Source organism: Bradyrhizobium sp. CCBAU 45321, from assembly GCF_028128975.1.
Lineage (GTDB): Bacteria > Pseudomonadota > Alphaproteobacteria > Rhizobiales > Xanthobacteraceae > Bradyrhizobium > Bradyrhizobium yuanmingense.
This window is the reverse complement of the sequence record NZ_LFKZ01000128.1, coordinates 17,389-36,491: the sequence shown is the minus strand read 5'-3', so window position 1 is coordinate 36,491 and position 19,103 is coordinate 17,389. Positions and strand designations below refer to the sequence as shown.

The window sequence follows — 19,103 nt, the reverse complement described above, 5'->3', positions numbered from 1 at the left end:
AACGGCTGTCTTCCCCTAGAGTCTTGCCGCGGTAACAGTCTGGATTGCTTCGCTGCGCTCGCAATGACGGAGTATGTGGCACCTTGGCGAGAACCCCACGCTCACCTTGCCACCGATAACTTCTCCATGATCGCCTTGCGCAGGATTCGCGAGAGCGACTCGACCGAATACGGCTTCTGGATCAGCTCGAATCCGCGGTGGGCGTTCTCGGCCAGCACGTTGCTGTAGCCGGAAGTGAGCACCACGGGCAGGCCCGGATAGCGCTCGCGGATGATGCCGGCGAGCTCGACCCCGTTCATGCCGGGCATGATGACGTCGGAGAACACGAGGTCCACGGCGAATTCATTCTCGCCGAGGATCGCCAGCGCCGCGTTGGCATTGGCGACGCGACGGACGACATAGCCGAGATCCTCCAGGAGCTCGGTGGAGAAGCGGCCGACCTCGTCGTCGTCCTCGACCACGAGCACGCGATAGCCACGCCCGGTCGTGGCCGCCTCGTGGCTCAGGGCCGCGGCTTCCTTCTCCGTGATGGGGCTTTGCGCCTGCGGCAGGTAGATGGTGAAGGTGGTACCTTCACCTTGCGTGCTCGTCACCGCAATGTCGCCCTCGGACTGCTTTGCGAACCCGAAGGCCTGGCTGAGCCCGAGGCCGGTGCCCTTGCCGACCTCCTTGGTGGTGAAGAACGGCTCGAAGATCGAGTCGAGATGTTCCGGCGCGATGCCGCTGCCGGTGTCGGTGACGGAGATCGCGACATAGTCGCCGCGGCGCGCCGATTGTGCGCGCAGGCTCGGTATTCCCGAGACCTTGCGCACGGCGATGGTGAGGCGGCCTTCGCCATCCATGGCGTCGCGGGCGTTGATGGCGAGGTTGATCAGCGCGGTCTCGAACTGGGCGATGTCGGCCACCGTGAAGCAATCGGCATCCTGAAGCTCCACGGCGATATCGATGCGGGCGCCGACCAGCGGCCGCACCAGCTGCGCCACGCCCTCGACCTGGCTGCCGACGTTGAAGATCTGCGGCTTCAGCGGCTGCCGGCGCGCGAAGGCCAGAAGCTGAGCGGTCAGCTTGGAGGCGCGCTCGACCGTCTCGGAGATGGCATCGACGTAGCGTCGGCGGCGCTCCTCCGGCAGCTCGCGCCGGCGCAGGAAATCGGTCGCGGAACGAATGATGGTGAGGAGATTGTTGAAGTCATGCGCGACGCCACCGGTGAGCTGGCCGATCGCCTCCATCTTCTGCGACTGCCGCAGCGCTTCCTCGCCGCGGCGACGCTCGGTGATGTCCACCGCCTCGGGCACGGCGCCGGTGATGTTGCCGTGGCGGTCGAGCACGGGGCGCATGCCGAAGTCGAAATCGCGCTCGCCGATCGGAAGGCGCAGGCGCATCTCCAGCCGCACGGGTTCGCCCTTGAGCACGGTGTCGAAGGCCTCGCGCACGGCGGCACTCATGCCCTCCGTGCCGGTGAACCAGGGTGTGTCCCAGAACGGCTTTCCGACCGCGTCCGCGGAATTCGCCTTGATGCCGGCGAGCGCGGTCTTGTTGGCGTAGACCAGCTGGCCCTCGAGATTGACCAGGCCCTGATACTGATTGCTGGTCTCCAGGATCGCGCGCAGCCGCGCCTCGTTGGCTTCGAGCTCGGCGGTGCGCTGGGCGATGCGCTCTTCCAGCGTCTCGTTGAGTTGCCGGAGCTCGATCTCCGCCTGCTTGGCGACGGTGATATCGTGGGCGACGCCGATGAAGCCGATATGCTTGCCTGTCGCATCCCAGCGCGGCTGCGATTCCGAGCGCAGCCAGCGCCATTCGCCGCCGGCGTTTTTGTAGCGCGCTTCCAGCACGAAGGGTTTGAGGGACGCTTCACCCTGCACGGATTGCTGCAGCACGTGCGGCAGGTCGTCGGGATGCAGCACCTTGCGCCAATCGAAGTCGATGGCCTGGTCGTAGGGCAGGCCGACGAAATCGACATAGGCCTGGTTGGCGAAGGACCGCTTGCGGTCGAGCTTGGTGACCCAGATCGGCACCGGCGCGCTGTCGGCGATCAGCCGGAAGCGCTCCTCGCTTTCGCGCAGCGTCTCGCGCGCCAGCGCCTGATCGGTGATGTCGATATGAGCGCCGACGAGCCGGATGGCGCGGCCGTCCTTGTCGCGCTCGATCTTTGCGACTACGCGGATCCAGCGGGTCTCGCCGTCGCTGGGGCGGACGATGCGGTATTCGGCGCTATAGTCTTCGCTCGCTCCGGCGAGCGCTTCGAAGAAATGCTTGACGGTGGCGTCGCGGTCGTCGGGATGGATACGGTTGACCCAATCCTCGTGCGACTCCTCGGCGGCTTCCGGCGGAAGGCCGTGGATCATCAGATATTCGGGCGAACGTCGGTTCTTGAAGCCTTCGCGGAAATCGACCTCGACGCCGCCGACCTTGCCGATGCGCTGGATGCGCGCCAGCTCGGCCTCGCGCTCTTGCAGCGCGCGATAGGCGTTGTCGCGCTCGCGCGCGACGTCTTCGAGGTGCTGGCGCAGCCTTTCGGCGGCGATGGTCTCGGGCAAGGGATCGTTCAAGGCATCGGCCGTTGTCATGCAGGTGCGCACGTGCCGGACCGATATTCACACAGACGGAGCGTGATGGCCATTGTTTAGAGGGCAGGTGGTGCCGGGAAATGGGGGCGCGCGCCTGAACGCGGAGAAGTACGCGGTGGTAACGTCCGGTATGGCAATTTGTTCCGAATACTGGAACGATCGGCGGATTGAGGCGTCGTCGCGACGTACCAGCGCGCTCATAAGCTTTCCTTTCCCACGAGGCTAAATCTTGAAGCTCTTTATCTGCCAGGCCTGCGGCAACGTCCTTTATTTCGAGAACCGCGCCTGCGAACGCTGCGGCCATCGGATCGCCTTCCTGCCAGAGAAGGAGACGATGTCGGCGATTGAGGCCGACGGAGAGGCCTGGAGCATCCTCGCCGACAAGGGCGAGAGCCGGATGCTGTGCCGGAATGCCGAGTACGACGCCTGCAACTGGCTGACCGACGCAGGCGATAGCACCGGCTATTGCCGCGCCTGCCGCCACAATGGGACAGTGCCAAACCTTTCGGATCCGGCGCAGCTCGCCGGCTGGCGCGAGCTGGAGGTGGCCAAGCACCGGCTGTTCTATTCCCTGATCCGCTGGAAGCTGCCGCTCCAGACCCGCCAGGACAATCCCGAGCATGGCCTGATCTTCAACTTCCTCGCCGACGATCCGCACAGCGGCGAGAAGGTCATGACCGGCCATGACAACGGCCTGATCACGATCGCGCTGACCGAGGCCGACGACATCGAGCGCGAGCGGCGCCGGCTCGAGATGGGAGAGCCCTACCGGACGCTGCTCGGGCATTTCCGCCACGAGGTCGGACATTACTTCTGGGATGTTCTGGTGCGCGATGGCGGCAAGCTCGACCAGTGCCGCGCCGTCTTCGGCGACGATAGCGCCGATTACGGCCAGGCACTGCAGCGCCATTATGCCGAGGGCGCGCCGCCGGACTGGCAGCAGAACTACGTCTCGGCCTATGCCACGACGCATCCGTGGGAGGATTTTGCCGAGACATGGGCGCATTACCTCCACATCGTCGATGCCCTGGAAATGGCCGCCGAGTTCGGCATGGAGGTGCGTCCCAAGGTCGACCGCGACGGGGAGCTGACGGCGCGCATCCGCTTCAACCCGTACGAGGCGAGAGATGTCGAGGTGCTGGTCAACGCATGGCTGCCCTTCACCTTCGCCATGAACAGCGTCAACCGCGCCATGGGCCTGCGCGACCTCTATCCTTTCATCCTGTCGCCCGCGGTGGTCGGCAAGCTGGGCTTCATTCATGACCTGGTCCGGGACGCGGCCAAGGTCGGGAAGCCCTAGGGATGCCGCACGGCGGGCGCGCCCGGCGCATTTCGGTCTTGCGCTGGTACGCCAAAGGCGGCCCGATTTAGACCGTTGCCTCCGGCCCATTTTGATGTACCACGGGAGCCACACGGCCCCTCCCAAAGGCCCCAACGGCCAGGGAAGGGTCCCGCCCAAGGTCGAGACTCAAGAAAAGCATGTTCAAACGCATTCTGATCGCCAATCGCGGCGAAATCGCCTGCCGGGTCATCAAGACTGCCCGCAAGATGGGAATTCAGACGGTCGCGGTCTATTCCGAGGCCGACCGCGATGCCCTCCATGTCGAGATGGCCGATGAGGCGGTGCTGATCGGCCCGCCGGCCGCGGCCGAGAGCTACCTGGTGATCGAGAAGATCGTGGAGGCCTGCCGGAAGACGGGCGCCGAGGCTGTGCATCCCGGCTACGGCTTCCTGTCCGAGCGCGAGGCGTTTCCGCGGGCGCTGGAGGCCGCAGGAATCGTTTTCGTCGGCCCGAATCCCGGCGCGATCGCCGCAATGGGTGACAAGATCGAGTCCAAGAAGGCCGCCGCAAAAGCAAAAGTCTCGACCGTGCCGGGCTATCTCGGCGTCATCGAGGACGACAAGCACGCGGTGCGGATCGCCGACGAGATCGGCTACCCCGTCATGATCAAGGCCTCCGCCGGCGGCGGCGGCAAGGGAATGCGCATCGCCCATTCCAAGGCCGAGGTTGCCGAGGGCTTCAACCTCGCCAAGGCGGAGGCGAAGGCCTCGTTCGGCGATGACCGCGTCTTCGTCGAGAAGTTCATCGTCGATCCCCGCCACATCGAGATCCAGGTGCTGGGCGACAAGCACGGCAACGTGATCTATCTCGGCGAGCGCGAATGCTCGATCCAGCGCCGCAACCAGAAGGTCATCGAGGAAGCGCCGTCGCCGCTGCTGGACGAGGCGACCCGCCGCAAGATGGGCGAGCAGGCGGTCGCGCTGGCCAAGGCCGTGAACTACGATTCCGCCGGCACGGTCGAGTTCGTCGCAGGCCAGGACAAGAGCTTCTACTTCCTTGAGATGAATACTCGCCTCCAGGTCGAGCATCCCGTCACCGAGCTCGTCACCGGCATCGATCTCGTCGAGCAGATGATCCGCGTCGCGAGCGGCGAGAAGCTCGCCATCGCGCAGAAGGACGTCACGCTGACCGGCTGGGCGGTGGAATCGCGCCTCTACGCCGAAGATCCGTTCCGCAACTTCCTGCCCTCGATCGGACGCCTGGTGAAATATCGTCCGCCGGCGGAAGCGAGCCACGACGGCATCACCATCCGCAACGATACTGGCGTGCAGGAGGGCGGCGAGATCTCGATCCACTACGATCCGATGATCGCCAAGCTCGTTACCCATGCGCCCTCGCGCGCGGCGGCGATCGAGGCGCAGGCGACTGCACTGGACTCGTTCTATGTCGATGGCATCCGCCACAACATCCCGTTCCTGTCGGCCTTGATGCATCATCCGCGCTGGCGCGAGGGACGGCTCTCGACCGGCTTCATCGCCGAGGAATTCCCCAAGGGTTTTGCGGTGCGTGTGCCCGAGGGCGAGGTCGCGCGTCGCATCGCCGCGGTCGGCGCCGCGATCGATCACGTGCTCGGAGCGCGCAAGCGGCAGATTTCCGGCCAGATGGGCGGCCGCGTCGTGCAGCGCGAGCGGCGTCGCGCGGTCTGGCTCGACCGCCAGGAGATCCTGCTCGAGGTCGCGCGCGAAGGCGAGGCGATCGCGATCCGCTTCATCGACGCCGACGGCAAGGCCGGCAACACGCATCTGTTGCAGTCGCCGTGGAAGCCGGGCGATCCGGTCTGGCAGGGCACCATCGACGGTCAGTTCGTGGCCGTGCAGGCCCGCCCGATCGCCAACGGCATCCGCCTCGCGCATCAGGGCGTCGAGGTGCCGGTCTATGTCTGGACCGAGGCCGAGGCGGCCTCCGCGCGTCTGATGCCGGTGACCACGGCCTCCGACAGCGGCAAGAAGCTGCTCTGCCCGATGCCGGGCCTTGTCGTCTCGATCGCGGTGAGCGAGGGGCAGGAGGTCAAGGCCGGCGAGACGCTGGCGGTGGTCGAAGCCATGAAGATGCAGAACGTGCTGCGCGCCGAGCAGGACGGAACCGTGAAGAAGATCCACGCCAGCGCCGGCGCGACACTCGCGGTCGACGCGCTGATCCTGGAGTTTGCGTAAGATAAAAGATGTGAGTGGGGGTCTTGCCGGGCCCCAAGCTCACCGTCATTGCGAGCGCAGCGAAGCAATCCAGACCGCCGCTAGGGAAAGACACTGGATTGCTTCGCTGCGCTCGCAATGACGGAGTACGTTGCGGCTGCGTCGCAATAATTGGGAGGGCAACCATGGCCTTTCGTTCCCGCCGCGAGAAACTGCGATCGATCCTGTCGGGCGGGACGTGCGTCCATCCCGGCTCGGTCTATGATGCGATCTCGATCCGCATTGCCGAGGATCTCGGCTTTCCGCTCGGCATGTTCGGCGGATCGGTGGCTTCGCTCGCGGTGCTCGGCGATCCCGATGTCACGCTGATCACGCTCACTGAGCTCGCCGAGCAGATGCGGCGGATGTCGCGGGCCTCGGCGCTGCCGGTGCTCGTCGATGCCGATCACGGCTATGGCAACGCACTGAACGTGCGCCGCACGGTGCAGGAGCTGGAGACGGCAGGCGCGGCGGGCCTCACCATCGAGGACACGCTGCTGCCCGCGGCATTCGGTGAGACGAAGGCGCAGCTGATCTCGCTGGAGGAAGGCGTCGGCAAGATGAAGGCGGCGCTCGCGGGCCGCAGCGATCCCTCGCTGGTCATCATGGGCCGCACAGGCGCAGCCGCGATCACCTCGATCGAGGATGCGGTGCGCCGCGCCCAGGCTTATGAGGCCGCCGGCGTCGATGCGCTGTTTTTCACCGGCATCAAGTCGCGCGCCGAGCTCGAGGCCATCGTCTCCGCCACGCGGCTGCCGATCGTGCTCGGCGGCGCGCCGGAGGAATTGAGTGGGCTCGATTATCTCCAGGGCCAGCGCGTGCGCATCGCGCTGCAGGGCCATGCGCCGATCGCCGCCGCGACGCAAGCCGTCTACGAGACGCAGAAGGCGTTGCGCGAGGGTATGGCGCCAAAAAGCCTCAAGGGCCTGGCATCGTCGGAGCTGATGGCCCGCGTTACGCGCGAGGCCGCGGTCAAGGCGCGCAGCGCCGATTTGCTCGGATCGAAGCCATGAGCCGGGCGATTCTCCAAGTCATGGTCCGCGGCCGCGTGCAGGGCGTCGGTTATCGAGCCTGGGTGGAGTCTCAGGCCACCGCGTATGGCCTCGAAGGCTGGGTCCGCAACCGCCGTGACGGCAGCGTGGAAGCGCTGTTCGCCGGCGCGCCGACGCACGTTGCCGACATGGTCGCGCTGTGCCGCCACGGGCCGCCATCCTCGCGCGTCGACAGTGTCACCAGCGAGACGGCAAGCGTGGATGAGCTGAATTTGCGCAGGGCAGGGGAAGCATTTTCGGTGCTGCCGACGGTGTGATAGTTCACAAGCGATCGTCATGCCCGGGCTAGTCCCGGGCATCCACGTTCTTGGTGCACGTGTCCAGGCGTGGATGGCCGGGACAAGCCCGGCCATGACGGCGAGTTGGCCTTGGTAAGCGGTGAACATTCACCTCGGCAATTTCGCGATCGCCTCGCTCAGCTCGTGGATCTCATAAGGCTTGCGCAGGATCGGGAAATCGCCGCGGACGCCGGCGGCGACCTCGCTGTAGCCGGTGGCGAGCAGGATCGGCAGGCCGGGACGGATCTGACGGAGGTGATGGGCGAGGCTGAGGCCGTCCATCTTGCCGGGCATGACAATGTCCGAGAACACGAAATCGACGCCATCGCTCTCGAGCTCGCGCAATGCCGCTTCGGCATCGGCGACACGGCGCACCCGGTAGCCGAGCTGCTCCAGAAGACCGATGCTGACCAGCGCGACGTCGGGATTGTCCTCGACCAGCAGCACCGTGCCGCTGCCGCGGAACGCCACTTCCGGTACCTCCCGCGACGGCACATCTGTGCCGCGCGGCAGGACGATGGTGAATGTCGTGCCCTTGCCGAGCTCGCTCGCGACCTTCACCGTGCCGCCGGCCTGGTGGGCGAAGCCGTGGACCTGCGAAAGGCCGAGGCCGGTGCCCTTTCCGATCGGCTTGGTCGTGAAGAACGGCTCGAAGATCTTGTCGAGAACATCGGAAGGAATTCCGAGCCCGGTATCGCGGACGTCGATTGCGACGAAATCGCCGATGAGGGGGGCCTCGTTCAGCATGACGTTGCGCGCACCTATCGTCACCGTGCCGCCGTCCGGCATCGCGTCGCGCGCATTGATGACGAGGTTGAGCAGCGCGGTCTCGAGCTCGGAGACGTCGGCCTTGATCGGCCAGGTGTCGGAGTCGATCTCGAAAGCGAGACGCACGGAGCTGCCGACGCCCGCGTCGAGCACCTCGCGAATGGCTGCGATGCGTTCGCTAAAATCAATTGCCTGCGGGTTGACGCTTTGTCGCCGCGCGAAGGTGAGAAGCTGGTTGGTCAGCGCTGCGCCGCGCTTGGTCGCGGTGTCGATCGCCGAGATGGCTCGCTCGAGCTTGGGATCGTCGGCAGCGCCCTTCTTCAGGATGTGAAGGCTGCCGCTGATGATCATCAGAAGATTGTTGAAGTCGTGGGCGACCCCGCCGGTGAGCTGCCCGAGCGCATCGAATTTCTGCGACTCGGCCAACTGCCTCTGCATCGCCTCGAGCTTGAGCTGGGCATTGCGGCGCTCTGTGATGTCGCGTGTGATCTTGGCGAAGCCGATCAGCCTGCCGTCCTCGTAGATCGGGTCGATCACGACGCTCGCCCAGAAGAACGTACCGTCCTTGCGGACGCGCCAGCCTTCCTCCTCGTACCGGCCCTTTTCGCGCGCGATTCCGAGCGCCCGCGCCGGCTTGCCGTTGGCGCGGTCGGTTTCGGTGTAGAAACGGGAAAAATGCTGGCCGAGGATCTCCTCGGGGGAATAACCCTTGATGCGTTCGCCGCCGATGTTCCAGCTCGTAATGACCCCGTTGGGGTCGAGCATGTACAGGGCGTAGTCGGCAACCCCCTCAACTAACAGCCGGAAACTGCGCTCGCTCTCGAACAGGTCTCTCTGTTGACTGAACTTTTCGGCCATTCCGGACCCCGCCTCGACGGGAGCAAACGCGCCAATTGCGGGATGGTTCCCGCTCTGTGGGACATTTTTAGGCAGGACTGACGGGCGGCATGCAAGGCGTCTTGACAAGAAGGCGAGTTCGTCAGATATTTCTGTCATGACAGAAATAACCGGAAAGAAGAAACTCCCTGCTGCCGTCGAGCGCTTCATCCTGCACTGGGGCGACATGGGGGACGAGTGGGGAGTGAACCGCTCGGTCAGCCAGATTCATGGGCTGCTTTATCTCGCCGAGGCGCCGATGACGGCCGAGGACATCGCCGAGACGCTCGGCATGGCACGGTCCAACGTCTCCAACTCGCTGAAGGAGCTGCTCGCCTGGAATCTGATCCGGCGGGTGCCGATCCTGGGCGACCGCCGCGACCATTACGAGGCTGAGACCGACATCTGGGAGATCGCCGCGAGGATCGCGGCGCGGCGCAAGGAGCGGGAGATCGACCCGGCGATCGCGGCGCTTCGCGCCTGCGTGTCCGATGCCACGGACGATCCCGGCATCAGTCCCGTCGCTGCCAAGCGCCTGAAGGAGATGCTGGCGTTCACCGAACTCGCCGACCACTGGTTCATGCAGATGCTGAAGGTGCCGCGGCCGCGGCTGGTCGCCTTGATGCGGCTTGGCGAGAAGATCGCCAACCTGCTGCCGATCGGCAAGGTCAAATAGGATCGAGGAGGTTGCGATGACGTCGGCAAGACTATCGGGCTCCAACGCATCGACCTCCGCTCACGTAAGACTGCTCGACGACCGGCGTTTCCGCACGCTGCTGTCGGACGAGGATTGGGGCCGCCTGCCGCTCGCGACCTGGCGCCGCTTCTCGAAACGCGTCGCCGACGGCGACACTATCGTCTATGTCGGCGTGGTCGACGAGATCGCCTTCAGCGATTTCGGCTGGTGGTTTGCGCAGGCCGCACGCCTGATCGGCGGACCATTGCCGACCGGCCGCGATATCGGCATGCCCTTGATCGTCACGGTCACCGAGGACGGCGCGACCGGCGGCCAGACCTGGACACGCATCTGCGCGCGCAAGCGCGGCTTTCCTCAGGTGATCCATTCCGCAAAGCGTTTTGCCGGCCCAACCGGGCTCGAGGAATATGTCGGCTTCGGCGTGTCGATGGCGCTGCGCATCGCGGTCGAGGATCAGGTGCTAATCTTTCGCAGCGCCGGCTACGGCCTCCAGCTTGGACGGCTGTGGCTTCCGGTGCCGCGCTGGCTGACGCCGGGCGAGCTCATCGTGACACATCGAGATCTCGGCGAGGGCGCCTTCCGCTTCACCCTCGATGTCACTCACCCGCGTCGCGGCGCGCTGATCCATCAATCCGTCCTGTTCAGGGAGGCCGTATCATGACGCCGCTGTTGTGGACACTCATCGCCATCCAGATCGTGATGGGCGTGTTCGACACCTTCTATCATCACGAACTGACCGAGCGCCTGGCTTGGCGGCCATCACAGCGCTTCGAGCTGAAGCTGCACGGCATCCGCAACATGCTCTATGCGCTGCTGTTCCTGGTGCTCGGCTGGCTCGAGGTGCACGGCGTGCTGGCGCTGTTGATCGTCGCGGTGCTGGTTGCCGAGATCGTCATCACCTTGATGGATTTCGTCGAGGAGGATCTGAGCCGCAAGCTGCCGCCGAGCGAGCGCATCAATCACACGCTGCTTGCGATCAATTACGGCGCCATCCTGGTGCTGTTGATGCCCGTCCTGATCGCCTGGGCGATGCAGCCCGTCGGCGTGATCGTCGTCTATCAGGGTCTGCTCAGCATCGCCGCGACGGCCTGCGCAGTCGGCGCGGCACTGTGCGGCATCAGGGATTTTGCGGCGATGCGCCGGCTCGGCCGCATGCGAAGCGCGCCGGCGGCCGGGCTTGTCGAACAGCTACCAGGCCGCAAGACCGTGCTAATCACCGGCGCCACCGGCTTCATCGGCAGCCGGCTTGCGGCAAGCCTCAGCGGGGCAGGGCACCATGTCATCGCACTGATCCGCAATCCTGCGAAAGCCGAGATGCTGCCGCTGCCGGTGACGCTGATCACCAGCCTCGATCAGCTCGCCTCGGACACACAGATCGACGCCATAGTCAATCTCGCGGGTGAGCCGATCGGCAACGGCCTGTGGACCGATGCGAAGCGTGCGAAGATCGTCGGCTCGCGCATCGACACGACCGGTGAGGTCGTCAGGCTGATCGCGCGGCTCGCGCGCAAGCCAGAGGTGCTGATCAGCGGCTCCGCGATCGGCTGGTACGGCCTTTGGGCCGACCAGGTGCTGACGGAATCGGCAAAGTCGCATGCCTGCTTCAGCCACGAGCTGTGCGCGGCCTGGGAGACAGCGGCGCGGCCGGCGGAGGAGCTCGGCGTGCGCGTGGTGTATTTGCGCATCGGCCTCGTGCTCGGCACGGAAGGCGGCTTCGTCACGCGCATGCTGACGCCGTTCGAGTTCGGCCTTGGCGGCCCGCTCGGCACCGGGCGGCAGTGGATGTCCTGGATCGAGCGCGACGATCTGATCCGGCTGATCGCCTATCTGATCGCGACGCCGGATCTGTCGGGTCCCGTCAACGCCACGGCGCCGATCCCCGTCACCAATGCGAAATTCACCGAAGAGCTCGGCCGCCGCCTGCACCGGCCGGTCGTGTTCCGCATTCCCGGCGGCCTGTTGCGCCGGATCGGCGGCGGCTTTGCCGACGAGCTTCTGCTTGGCGGCCAGCGCGTGCTGCCGAACAAGGCGCTGAGCCGCGGCTTCGTGTTCCGCCACGAGACGCTGCGCAGCGCGTTCGAGGCGATCCTGTGAGGTGATGATATGCCTTGCGCGACTTGCGCACGAACAAGGCGAGGTTGGCTTGGCGCCCTAAGCTGCCAGGCTCCGGAATGTCGCCGCCACCGCACGCAGCGCGGCAAGTTTCGCGGGATCGCTGATCTTCGAATGCAGCATCACCTTCGAGCTGCCGAGCTTCGGCAGCTTGTGCGTGGGCCCGATGTCGATCAACCCAGGTGGCGCGATCCGTCGCGCCAGCGGCGCAATGGCGAGACCGGCGAGTGCGGCTGCGACCACGGCCGTGACGCCGCCGCCCATAAAGCGCTCGCGCCAGGCGATGCCGGCCTTGTCGAGCGCGCGCACGGCGACGGCGCGCACCCCGCAGGGTGGGGCGAGGGTCGCAAGCGGCAATGGTTCGCCCTTCGGCAGCGTGAAGCGGCGTGCGGCGAACCAGCCGAACTCGTCCTCAACCAGCTTCTCGCCGCCGCGGCGGCTGCCTTCCTGGCGCACGATTACCGCATCGAGCTCGCCCGAATCGTAGGCATCCTGCATCTCGCGTGAGAAGCCGATGGTGACGGCGAGGGTGAGGTTCAACGACATCGCATGCAGGCGCTCAAGTAGCGGCACCAGTTCGGGCCCTGCGGCGTGATCGGAGATGCCGAGCGAGAGCGACTGCGCGGCCGGCGCGCCGCCCGACAATGCGAGATCGTGCGCCGCGATCAGCGCGCGGGCGCGATCGAGGAACGCGGCGCCATCGGCGGTAAGGCGGACTGCGCGCGGCGAGCGCTCGACAAGGCGCTTGTCCAGTACGGTCTCCAGCCGCTGCAGCTTCAGGCTAACCGCGGCCTGCGTCGTGCCGAGTGCTTCGGCCGCACGCGTAAAGCTCTGGAGGTCGGCGACCAGAAGGAAGGCCTGGACGGTAGCGATGTCGAGTGTGGCGGTCATTATAATCTGTTATCACTGATATCAATATTGATAAGATACCAAGATGACAGCGGCAGGTCTAGTTTCTTCCCGACCCCGCGCAAGTTGCGCGGCATATCGAGGAGAAAGACAATGCCCCTGATCACCGTGTCTTACACCACGTCCCGCCAGTCCCCCTCGCTGAAGGCCGATATCGCGAGCGCGGTATCCGCGCTCACAGCAAGTATCCTGCACAAGGATCCCAAGGTGACCGCGATCATCGTGAAGTCGGTCGAGGCAGGCGACTGGTTCGCTGGCGGCAAGTCGCTCGCCGAGCAGAAGCTTGCAAGCTACTGGATCGATATCCACGTCACCGAAGGCACCAACACCAAGGACGAGAAGGCAACCTATCTCGCCGCCATGTTCAAGCGCATGGCCGAGATCCTGGGGCCGCTGCATCCCGAGACTTATCTGCATGTCGACGAGGTCAAGGGCGACGCCTACGGCTTTGGCGGCCTGTCTCAGGAGCGGCGCTACATCGCAGGCAAGCTCGAGGTTTCGCTGCAGGCGTGATGCGAGAGGCCGCGGGTGAGCCATCTCACCCGCGGCCTGCAGCCATCAGCTCGCCGCGCGGAATTGCACTTCGGCGTTGTTGATGAAGCATGTTTTATCGAACAGCTTCAGGTCCAGCGGGTTCGGCAAGCGGACATCGCTGAGATCGGGGCAGGGCTTCGCTGCGGGATCATAGGATCGATCGATCTGCGAGATGAAGACGACGATCAGCCCCGTGTCGCGCGCGAACGACCTCAGCGCGCGCACCTGCACCGTCAGGTCGGGGTTTTCTCGCCTCTGATCGAGCAGTTGCAGATAGTCGATCACGACGAAGGTGCCGCGCGGCGCCGCTTCCATCTGCTTGACGATGTAATCGGCGCTGATTGCGTCCGAGCAATCCACCTCGAACAGCTTGACGAACTGTGCAGGCTCCACGCCGATCGCACGGAGGCGGTCCAACACATCCTTCTCGGTATATTCGAGCGAGAAGAACGCGGCGCGATGGCCGGACTTCATGGCTTCGACGGCAAGTTCGAGGCTCATCAGCGTCTTGCCCAGTCCGGGACGGGCCCGACCAGCACCAAATCGCCCGGCCGGAATTGCGGGAACAGTTTGCTCGCGGGCGTCAGTGCGGCTGCTTTCGCCGCGAGCATGCTCCAGGCGGAAAAGCCCTCCGTCGCAGCGATGCGGTCAAGCGCGTCGTGGAGCGGAATGCCGGCCTCGCGGGACAGGCGCCTGGCCTTGCGCTTCAGATGGTAGATGGGCGCAGACAGTTTCATCGTCAAAACCTCCCATTGCGAGCATGGATCGCAACCCCTCCTGATGCCTGGCGCTCGAACAGTCGGCCGATGATCAACTCGCCCGGCATGAGGTCTGCTTTCCCGGCGGAGGGGGGAGGCGTGGGCGGCACCGAAATGAAGCGTAGCTGATTCCGCGGCGGGCGGAGAGCGGCGCGGTCGGCTCAAACAAAAAAGTATTAGACTGCCGCTTCCGGCAGCAGCGCGCGGGTCGGTCCGAACAGCTCTTCGAACGCCTGCCTGAGCGCGATATCGAGATCGGCCATGGTCACGAGCTGGCCGAGATCGACCAGCGAGGTGACGCCGTAACGGGGATCGACGACACCACAGGGCACGATGCCGGCGAAATGCGACAGCTCCGGCTCGACATTGATGGCGATGCCGTGAAACGAGACCCAGCGCTTCAGGCGGACGCCGATCGCCGCGATCTTGTCTTCGTGCTCAGGTCCCTTGTCGGGCCGCCTGACCCAGACGCCGACCCGGTCCTCGCGCCGCTCGCCGCGGACGTTGAAGGCGGCGAGCGTCTTCAGGATTAGCTCTTCCAGGCTCGCGACATAGGCCCGCACGTCCGGCCGGCGGCGCTTGAGGTCGAGCATGATGTAGGCCACGCGCTGGCCGGGCCCGTGATAGGTGAGCTGCCCGCCGCGCCCGGTCGCGAAGGTCGGGAATCGGGCCTCGAGCAGGTCGCCTTCCTTGCCCGAGGTGCCGGAGGTGTAGAGGGGGGGATGCTCGAGCAGCCAGACTAGCTCCGGCGCCTCGCCCGCGGCAATCGCCGCGACCCGCGCCTCCATGGCGGCCACGGCCTCCGGATAGGGCACCGGTGCGTCCGAAATCCGCCATTCGACGACCTCGCCGCCTGCGGCGGAAAACGACGTCAAATCGAGGTGTTGGCGGTGGCTTTCAGGGGAATTAACCATTGGCTAACCATAACGTGGTGATGATCTCTGGAGCAAATGAAGAGTCCCAAGTCCCAAGTCCCAAGTCTCAAGTTACGGCGGTCCTGACAGTGCCCACTCTCGACAAAGTCACCGTGGATCTCATGGTCGTCCTCGGGACGACCACCATGCCGATCCATCAGGTATTACGTCTTTCCCGCGGCGCCATCATCGAGCTGGACGCAACTGAGGCCGACGAGGTCAAGGTGCTCGCCAATAATCTGCCGGTCGCCTCCGGCGTTGTGCTGGTCGACCGCAACAGAATCGCGGTCGAGGTCAAGCAGATGCTGCCGCGCTCGCCGGGGACGCGGTAGGCCCCGGGTCACACGGACCGGGCAAGCGGTAGCGGCCAGGGTATCCTATAAGGCCGATCTCCTGGGGGAGGGCGGCGTTTTTCCTGCCAAGCTTGTGGAATTCAGGGCTTTTGCAGGCTTGTATCCCCCTGATGGATTTGTTAGATCGGCGCCGCTGATCCGGCCGCCCGAACGACCTCAGGCCGGCATCTCCTAGCGCTCGTGGCGGAACTGGTAGACGCGCTGCCTTGAGGTGGCAGTGGGTAACACCGTGGGGGTTCGAGTCCCTCCGAGCGCACCATAATTTGCAAATCGATGGCGGGTTGCCCACCGCGGCGGTGAATACGAGTGTGCCAGAGCTGTCGAAAGTGAACGCAAACTCACTGTGTGGCTTGCTCGTTGCCTTCAAAATTTCACCCCCATCCTAAGTAATGATGAGTTTCAGCGGAGAGCTGGCCGCAATGACCTCACGCCCTCGGGCACGTTGCGGACGATTGGGGGCGGGGTAATCCGGGAAAATGCCTGGCATGCTCGGCAAGTTGCCGACGCTGCTGTTGAGCTCGCCAAACAAGCGGCGGATCGCGTCCACGTTCTTCGTCATCGAGTAGAGGTTGCACACGTTCAGGTTTCGGAAGGTGCCTGGCGAGGACGGTTGTCAGTTGCGGGTTGGGCATGCGCCAGCTCGCGGGTCGGTCAGACATACCAATTAGAACAGAATGGGAACGAAAGAGGCGATACCGTCGCTTGTTATCGACCGGGGGGCCACCAATGTTCTCCTGGGCCGTTGGGTATCGATGAAGTGGTCCTACACTAACGGGGTCCAGAAGAGCGCTTGCAATTCCATGCTGGCCTTCAACTCCAGGGAGCATAGTCGTCACAAATGCCCTGAACTGCGGATGCCTTGCATGCGATGTCTCATGCTCGGCGGCCTCGGGCGCGCGATGCGGACGCTGATCGTCGTCGTTGTCCCGAGCGCCGTGCTTCCGCCCTTCTTACTCTCTCGCGGAGCCGCCTCAATTGAGCCAGCAGGCTGACGAGCTCGATTCTTGTGTCACGCAGAACAGCCAGGCTGGAAATCCCACTACTCACTACAACACCCCCAAACAGGCCTTTGCCGAACTCGTGACGGAAGCTCGGATTTGTGGCGACGTGCCAACAACGTCTAAGCGATGGCCACCGGGGGCGTCGGTTCGTTTTACGACAATGCGCGAAAATATTCTAAATGGTTGCAATGCGTTGCAACAGCAACGCGCTATCGGAAGGGAACATCAACACACTCTCCGAAGCGCGCGCGTCATTTGCATCAGCACGTTGGCGCTGTACGAGCTACCTCTACTGTTCTGACGATCGGCTCCTCGACCCAGGCCTCGCGGGCAAACCAGTTGTGATTGGCCCGACAGTCCGGACAAAGAGTATTGCCGAAAAACACGATGCTTCGCAGGAAAGTCTCACGATCGGATTTGATGCCGGTCGGAATCGCGCGGCCGGATTGCGGACACTTGACCATGATCATGCCCATACGAGCCTCCCTGAAACACGTATTTGTGGGTAAAAGGGCCGGCCGGCTGGAGTGCGCTCTCGTCGGTGCGGGTGACTTGGGGGGCATCGCACCTGGGGTCGTTGTCGAGCAAAAGGGCAGCTTGCTCGTGACGACGCTTCTCCAACCGACCGGATTCCTGCTTGGCGAATTCTTGGGATAGCTGCGGGCTTTCGCCGCAACTCTGAATAATGTCCGACCTCAACCGAACGCTTCTGGGAGGCGCCTAATAACCGTCATGTCGAAATACCCGCGACTTCGTGTCGAACGTTCCCCCTGCGACGAAACCATCAATTTCCTCTCGACGGACAGATCAGCCAACCGCATCACTGGTGTCACTCCCCTCGGTGCAGTCCGTTAACTATTCTCTTTTTTATTATTTGTGCAAATTAAAACTCGCCTTGTCGGTCTGATTTACGACTCTCGGCAGATTTATCTTTTTGCGCGGCGCGATGCATTGCCGAAAAACGTCAGTCCCTTTTCTCGTAGGCTTCTGCAGGCCATCATTCTCAAGTCGGTTCGGCACGTGGTTGCGCTTTGTCAACGGTATTGAATGCTCGCCCGAGGTTCAAATATGAAACAAATTTTGATTATAAGCAAAATCTGTAAATCTCGTTGGTTAATTGCTGCCGATCACGTAAGGTACACTCGTCCAGGTTTCTTCGGCTGGAGGAGACAATGTGGGAATTAATTCTTAACCAGTGCAACCTCACCTCGGAGACGCTGCAGCTGGCTCAGATGCGCGCAGAATTGGTCAGCATTGGCGAGAAGGAGCGCATTCTAAGAGAACGGAGTGCCGATCGCGAAGCTTATCGGTACCTATTGGATGCTCATCGGTTGATCGCCAGGCCGAACCTCATGGGAGAGCAGGGGTTGAACATTTCTCCTCAAGACGGGGGCAAGGACGGTCAGCTCGCGGCATGACCAGCCGGATTGACATGTCCAAACGAGCCGGACCGGGTCGTGTATGTTCGTGTGAACGAAATCGCAGGCGCCGCAGGCCGGGCTAGATTGAGTCTCGCAGGTGGCGGCGGTCCGCTTGTCCGGTGCCGCGACAACATCGCATCCCGGAGGCTGTCGCCGCCTCGCCGGTACAGGCGAGGCAGAATGGTTCACATTGGTGGAAGCCGTGCTGGAAAGATCGTCGGCAGAGATAGTGTTGAGACCGGCTCCGGATGCAGTATTCGCGCTGTTGGATGGTCGACCAATGATCTTCAGCGAAGCGGGGCAGAAGATTTTTGAACTCGACCGAGTAGGGGCATTCATCTGGTGTAAGTTAGGGGAAGGCGCCTCGCTTGGAGACATTTATCGGGGGCTTGCCGCGCAAGGCATTGACGAGCACACGGCACGCCAGTTCACGCGACAGGTCGTAGATGTCTGGATCGATCGAGCGTTGCTCGAAGTCGATTGGCGAATGCCGACCGATTGCGCCTTCTCAGCTCATCTCGGTCGCCACAGAATAGACATCCGGGCTGCAAATCCGGACCTCTTGAGGCGGCTGCTGTCGCCATTCAGTGTGTCGGACCAGAGTGCCGGCGGCGACGGCGACATCGCGATCGAGGCAATGATACTGGATGAGCAAGTGTTCTTGCGCGCAGAGGATTCCAGCATTTCCAGATGCGAAGTCGATGCACTAGCCCCTACGATCAAAGCTCACGTCACCGAGCGGCTTATTCGAAACATTCGTTGGGTGTTCTCCCTTCATGCCGCTTCTCTCGTGAACGACGGCATGGGCCTGTTGTTATGCGGCCATCCGGGAGCAGGAAAGTCTACCCTCACACTGCAGCTGGTGGACGCCGGATTTCGGTACGCTGGCGATGACGTCGCGCTGGTTGGCGGTGACGGAACGATCTGCGGAGTCCCGTTTGCGCTCACCCTCAAGGAAGGATCGTGGGACTTGCTCTCGCGACTACATGGCGACCGCTACGATGCGACGCATTGCCGCTCCGACGGCGTTCGGGTGCGGTACGTACCCATTCCTGATGCGCAGAACGAAAGCTTCTCCGCAGGCTGGATCATCTTCTTGAACCGGGTCGCGAACGGTCCGACCGAGCTAACCGAAATAGATCGTGTGGATTCGATGAAGCGGCTCATCGAGCACGCATTCGCCGGCGATGGTAGACTGTCGCAGACTGGCTTTCTTGCTTTAAGGCGGATTGTCGCCGGCGCGCAATCGCTTCAACTCACCTACTGCGAGGCCGGAGAGGCTCGGCGCCTGCTTGTGGATCTGTGCAATGGCAAGGCATAGCAGCGCGGTCAGGAGCCTCTGCAACTGCT

At 63.7% G+C, this 19,103-nt stretch carries 19 protein-coding genes and 1 tRNA gene; 12 read left to right on the top strand and 8 right to left on the bottom strand.

Translation table 11 applies throughout. The features are described 5' to 3' along the window. Window positions 1-101 precede the first annotated feature (101 nt). Window positions 102-2,579, bottom strand: a complete 2,478-nt coding sequence (locus ACM43_RS27435; protein WP_271544367.1) for a hybrid sensor histidine kinase/response regulator — start codon at window positions 2,577-2,579, stop codon at window positions 102-104. A gap of 217 nt (window positions 2,580-2,796) precedes the next feature. On the opposite strand from ACM43_RS27435, the gene ACM43_RS27430 reads away from it, so the two are divergent. From ACM43_RS27430 to ACM43_RS27415, 4 genes are all read left to right on the top strand, one after another. Then, window positions 2,797-3,867 (top strand): zinc-binding metallopeptidase family protein, encoded by a 1,071-nt coding sequence (locus ACM43_RS27430; protein ID WP_271544365.1) that lies wholly within the window; start codon window positions 2,797-2,799, stop codon window positions 3,865-3,867. A 179-nt stretch (window positions 3,868-4,046) separates the two neighbouring features. Next, complete coding sequence (locus ACM43_RS27425; protein WP_271544363.1) at window positions 4,047-6,062, top strand: acetyl-CoA carboxylase biotin carboxylase subunit; 2,016 nt, start codon at window positions 4,047-4,049, stop codon at window positions 6,060-6,062. A gap of 164 nt (window positions 6,063-6,226) precedes the next feature. Then, window positions 6,227-7,093: an isocitrate lyase/PEP mutase family protein gene (locus tag ACM43_RS27420; protein ID WP_271544361.1), complete on the top strand. Its 867-nt coding sequence runs from the start codon at window positions 6,227-6,229 to the stop codon at window positions 7,091-7,093. Beyond that, window positions 7,090-7,389 (top strand): acylphosphatase, encoded by a 300-nt coding sequence (locus ACM43_RS27415; RefSeq protein ID WP_157280453.1) that lies wholly within the window; start codon window positions 7,090-7,092, stop codon window positions 7,387-7,389. Before ACM43_RS27420 ends, ACM43_RS27415 begins: the two co-directional genes overlap by 4 nt. Window positions 7,390-7,518: 129 nt before the next feature. Here the strand turns inward: ACM43_RS27415 and ACM43_RS27410 are convergent, their stop codons facing one another. Next, window positions 7,519-9,036 carry a PAS domain-containing sensor histidine kinase gene (locus tag ACM43_RS27410; RefSeq protein WP_271544358.1) on the bottom strand — a complete coding sequence of 506 codons (1,518 nt, stop codon included), beginning with the start codon at window positions 9,034-9,036 and terminating at the stop codon, window positions 7,519-7,521. 136 nt (window positions 9,037-9,172) lie between these two features. Here ACM43_RS27410 and ACM43_RS27405 point away from each other — a divergent pair, with 136 nt between their 5' ends. From ACM43_RS27405 to ACM43_RS27395, 3 genes are read left to right on the top strand one after another with little or no spacing between them, the layout of a single operon-like run. Continuing rightward, on the top strand, window positions 9,173-9,730 hold the full coding sequence (locus ACM43_RS27405; protein WP_271544356.1) for a GbsR/MarR family transcriptional regulator: 558 nt from the start codon (window positions 9,173-9,175) through the stop codon (window positions 9,728-9,730). 16 nt (window positions 9,731-9,746) lie between these two features. Next, window positions 9,747-10,412 (top strand): DUF4166 domain-containing protein, encoded by a 666-nt coding sequence (locus tag ACM43_RS27400; protein WP_271544354.1) that lies wholly within the window; start codon window positions 9,747-9,749, stop codon window positions 10,410-10,412. Then, a complete protein-coding gene (locus ACM43_RS27395; protein ID WP_271544352.1) occupies window positions 10,409-11,845 on the top strand; it encodes a TIGR01777 family oxidoreductase in 1,437 nt (478 codons plus the stop codon). The genes ACM43_RS27400 and ACM43_RS27395 overlap by 4 nt, the downstream gene beginning before the upstream one ends. A gap of 57 nt (window positions 11,846-11,902) precedes the next feature. Here ACM43_RS27395 and ACM43_RS27390 read toward each other — a convergent pair whose 3' ends face one another. Beyond that, window positions 11,903-12,754 (bottom strand): LysR family transcriptional regulator, encoded by an 852-nt coding sequence (locus ACM43_RS27390; protein ID WP_271544350.1) that lies wholly within the window; start codon window positions 12,752-12,754, stop codon window positions 11,903-11,905. A 111-nt stretch (window positions 12,755-12,865) separates the two neighbouring features. Here ACM43_RS27390 and ACM43_RS27385 point away from each other — a divergent pair, with 111 nt between their 5' ends. Next, window positions 12,866-13,285, top strand: coding sequence for a tautomerase family protein (locus tag ACM43_RS27385; RefSeq protein ID WP_157280447.1), 420 nt, complete (start codon window positions 12,866-12,868; stop codon window positions 13,283-13,285). 45 nt (window positions 13,286-13,330) lie between these two features. On the opposite strand, the gene ACM43_RS27380 is transcribed toward ACM43_RS27385, so the two are convergent. The 3 genes from ACM43_RS27380 to lipB all read right to left on the bottom strand — a co-directional run bounded on the left by ACM43_RS27380 (window position 13,331) and on the right by lipB (window position 14,978). Continuing rightward, entirely contained in the window at window positions 13,331-13,864 is a 534-nt protein-coding gene (locus ACM43_RS27380; protein WP_271545084.1) for a DNA helicase, read from the bottom strand. After that, window positions 13,807-14,043: a hypothetical protein gene (locus ACM43_RS27375; protein ID WP_271544348.1), complete on the bottom strand. Its 237-nt coding sequence runs from the start codon at window positions 14,041-14,043 to the stop codon at window positions 13,807-13,809. Before ACM43_RS27375 ends, ACM43_RS27380 begins: the two co-directional genes overlap by 58 nt. A gap of 197 nt (window positions 14,044-14,240) precedes the next feature. Then, entirely contained in the window at window positions 14,241-14,978 is a 738-nt protein-coding gene (gene lipB / locus ACM43_RS27370) for a lipoyl(octanoyl) transferase LipB (protein WP_271544346.1), read from the bottom strand. Window positions 14,979-15,067: 89 nt separating this feature from the next. Between lipB and ACM43_RS27365 the strand changes: the two genes are divergently transcribed. Beyond that, window positions 15,068-15,310, top strand: coding sequence for a FliM/FliN family flagellar motor switch protein (locus ACM43_RS27365; RefSeq protein WP_018647371.1), 243 nt, complete (start codon window positions 15,068-15,070; stop codon window positions 15,308-15,310). A 195-nt stretch (window positions 15,311-15,505) separates the two neighbouring features. After that, window positions 15,506-15,590: transfer RNA gene (locus ACM43_RS27360), tRNA-Leu, on the top strand. Window positions 15,591-15,713: 123 nt separating this feature from the next. Here ACM43_RS27360 and ACM43_RS39020 read toward each other — a convergent pair. Both ACM43_RS39020 and ACM43_RS27350 read right to left on the bottom strand, forming a co-directional pair. Next, entirely contained in the window at window positions 15,714-15,890 is a 177-nt protein-coding gene (locus tag ACM43_RS39020; RefSeq protein ID WP_404540481.1) for a hypothetical protein, read from the bottom strand. A gap of 702 nt (window positions 15,891-16,592) precedes the next feature. Then, window positions 16,593-16,808, bottom strand: a complete 216-nt coding sequence (locus tag ACM43_RS27350; protein WP_074448160.1) for a hypothetical protein — start codon at window positions 16,806-16,808, stop codon at window positions 16,593-16,595. A 696-nt stretch (window positions 16,809-17,504) separates the two neighbouring features. Between ACM43_RS27350 and ACM43_RS27345 the strand changes: the two genes are divergently transcribed. Beyond that, window positions 17,505-17,750 (top strand): hypothetical protein, encoded by a 246-nt coding sequence (locus ACM43_RS27345; RefSeq protein ID WP_271544344.1) that lies wholly within the window; start codon window positions 17,505-17,507, stop codon window positions 17,748-17,750. A 283-nt stretch (window positions 17,751-18,033) separates the two neighbouring features. After that, window positions 18,034-19,074, top strand: coding sequence for a serine/threonine protein kinase (locus tag ACM43_RS27340; protein WP_271544342.1), 1,041 nt, complete (start codon window positions 18,034-18,036; stop codon window positions 19,072-19,074). Window positions 19,075-19,103 lie beyond the last annotated feature (29 nt).

Coding starts and splice junctions, on each gene's coding strand:
- ACM43_RS27425 (WP_271544363.1), top strand. CDS start 4,047: ATGTTCAAACGCATTCTGATCGCCAATCGCGGCGAAATCGCCTGCCGG.
- ACM43_RS27420 (WP_271544361.1), top strand. CDS start 6,227: ATGGCCTTTCGTTCCCGCCGCGAGAAACTGCGATCGATCCTGTCGGGC.
- ACM43_RS27415 (WP_157280453.1), top strand. CDS start 7,090: ATGAGCCGGGCGATTCTCCAAGTCATGGTCCGCGGCCGCGTGCAGGGC.
- ACM43_RS27410 (WP_271544358.1), bottom strand. CDS start 9,036: ATGGCCGAAAAGTTCAGTCAACAGAGAGACCTGTTCGAGAGCGAGCGC.
- ACM43_RS27405 (WP_271544356.1), top strand. CDS start 9,173: ATGACAGAAATAACCGGAAAGAAGAAACTCCCTGCTGCCGTCGAGCGC.
- ACM43_RS27400 (WP_271544354.1), top strand. CDS start 9,747: ATGACGTCGGCAAGACTATCGGGCTCCAACGCATCGACCTCCGCTCAC.
- ACM43_RS27395 (WP_271544352.1), top strand. CDS start 10,409: ATGACGCCGCTGTTGTGGACACTCATCGCCATCCAGATCGTGATGGGC.
- ACM43_RS27390 (WP_271544350.1), bottom strand. CDS start 12,754: ATGACCGCCACACTCGACATCGCTACCGTCCAGGCCTTCCTTCTGGTC.
- ACM43_RS27385 (WP_157280447.1), top strand. CDS start 12,866: ATGCCCCTGATCACCGTGTCTTACACCACGTCCCGCCAGTCCCCCTCG.
- ACM43_RS27375 (WP_271544348.1), bottom strand. CDS start 14,043: ATGAAACTGTCTGCGCCCATCTACCATCTGAAGCGCAAGGCCAGGCGC.
- lipB (WP_271544346.1), bottom strand. CDS start 14,978: ATGGTTAATTCCCCTGAAAGCCACCGCCAACACCTCGATTTGACGTCG.
- ACM43_RS39020 (WP_404540481.1), bottom strand. CDS start 15,890: ATGACGAAGAACGTGGACGCGATCCGCCGCTTGTTTGGCGAGCTCAAC.
- ACM43_RS27350 (WP_074448160.1), bottom strand. CDS start 16,808: ATGGGCATGATCATGGTCAAGTGTCCGCAATCCGGCCGCGCGATTCCG.
- ACM43_RS27345 (WP_271544344.1), top strand. CDS start 17,505: ATGTGGGAATTAATTCTTAACCAGTGCAACCTCACCTCGGAGACGCTG.
- ACM43_RS27340 (WP_271544342.1), top strand. CDS start 18,034: ATGATCTTCAGCGAAGCGGGGCAGAAGATTTTTGAACTCGACCGAGTA.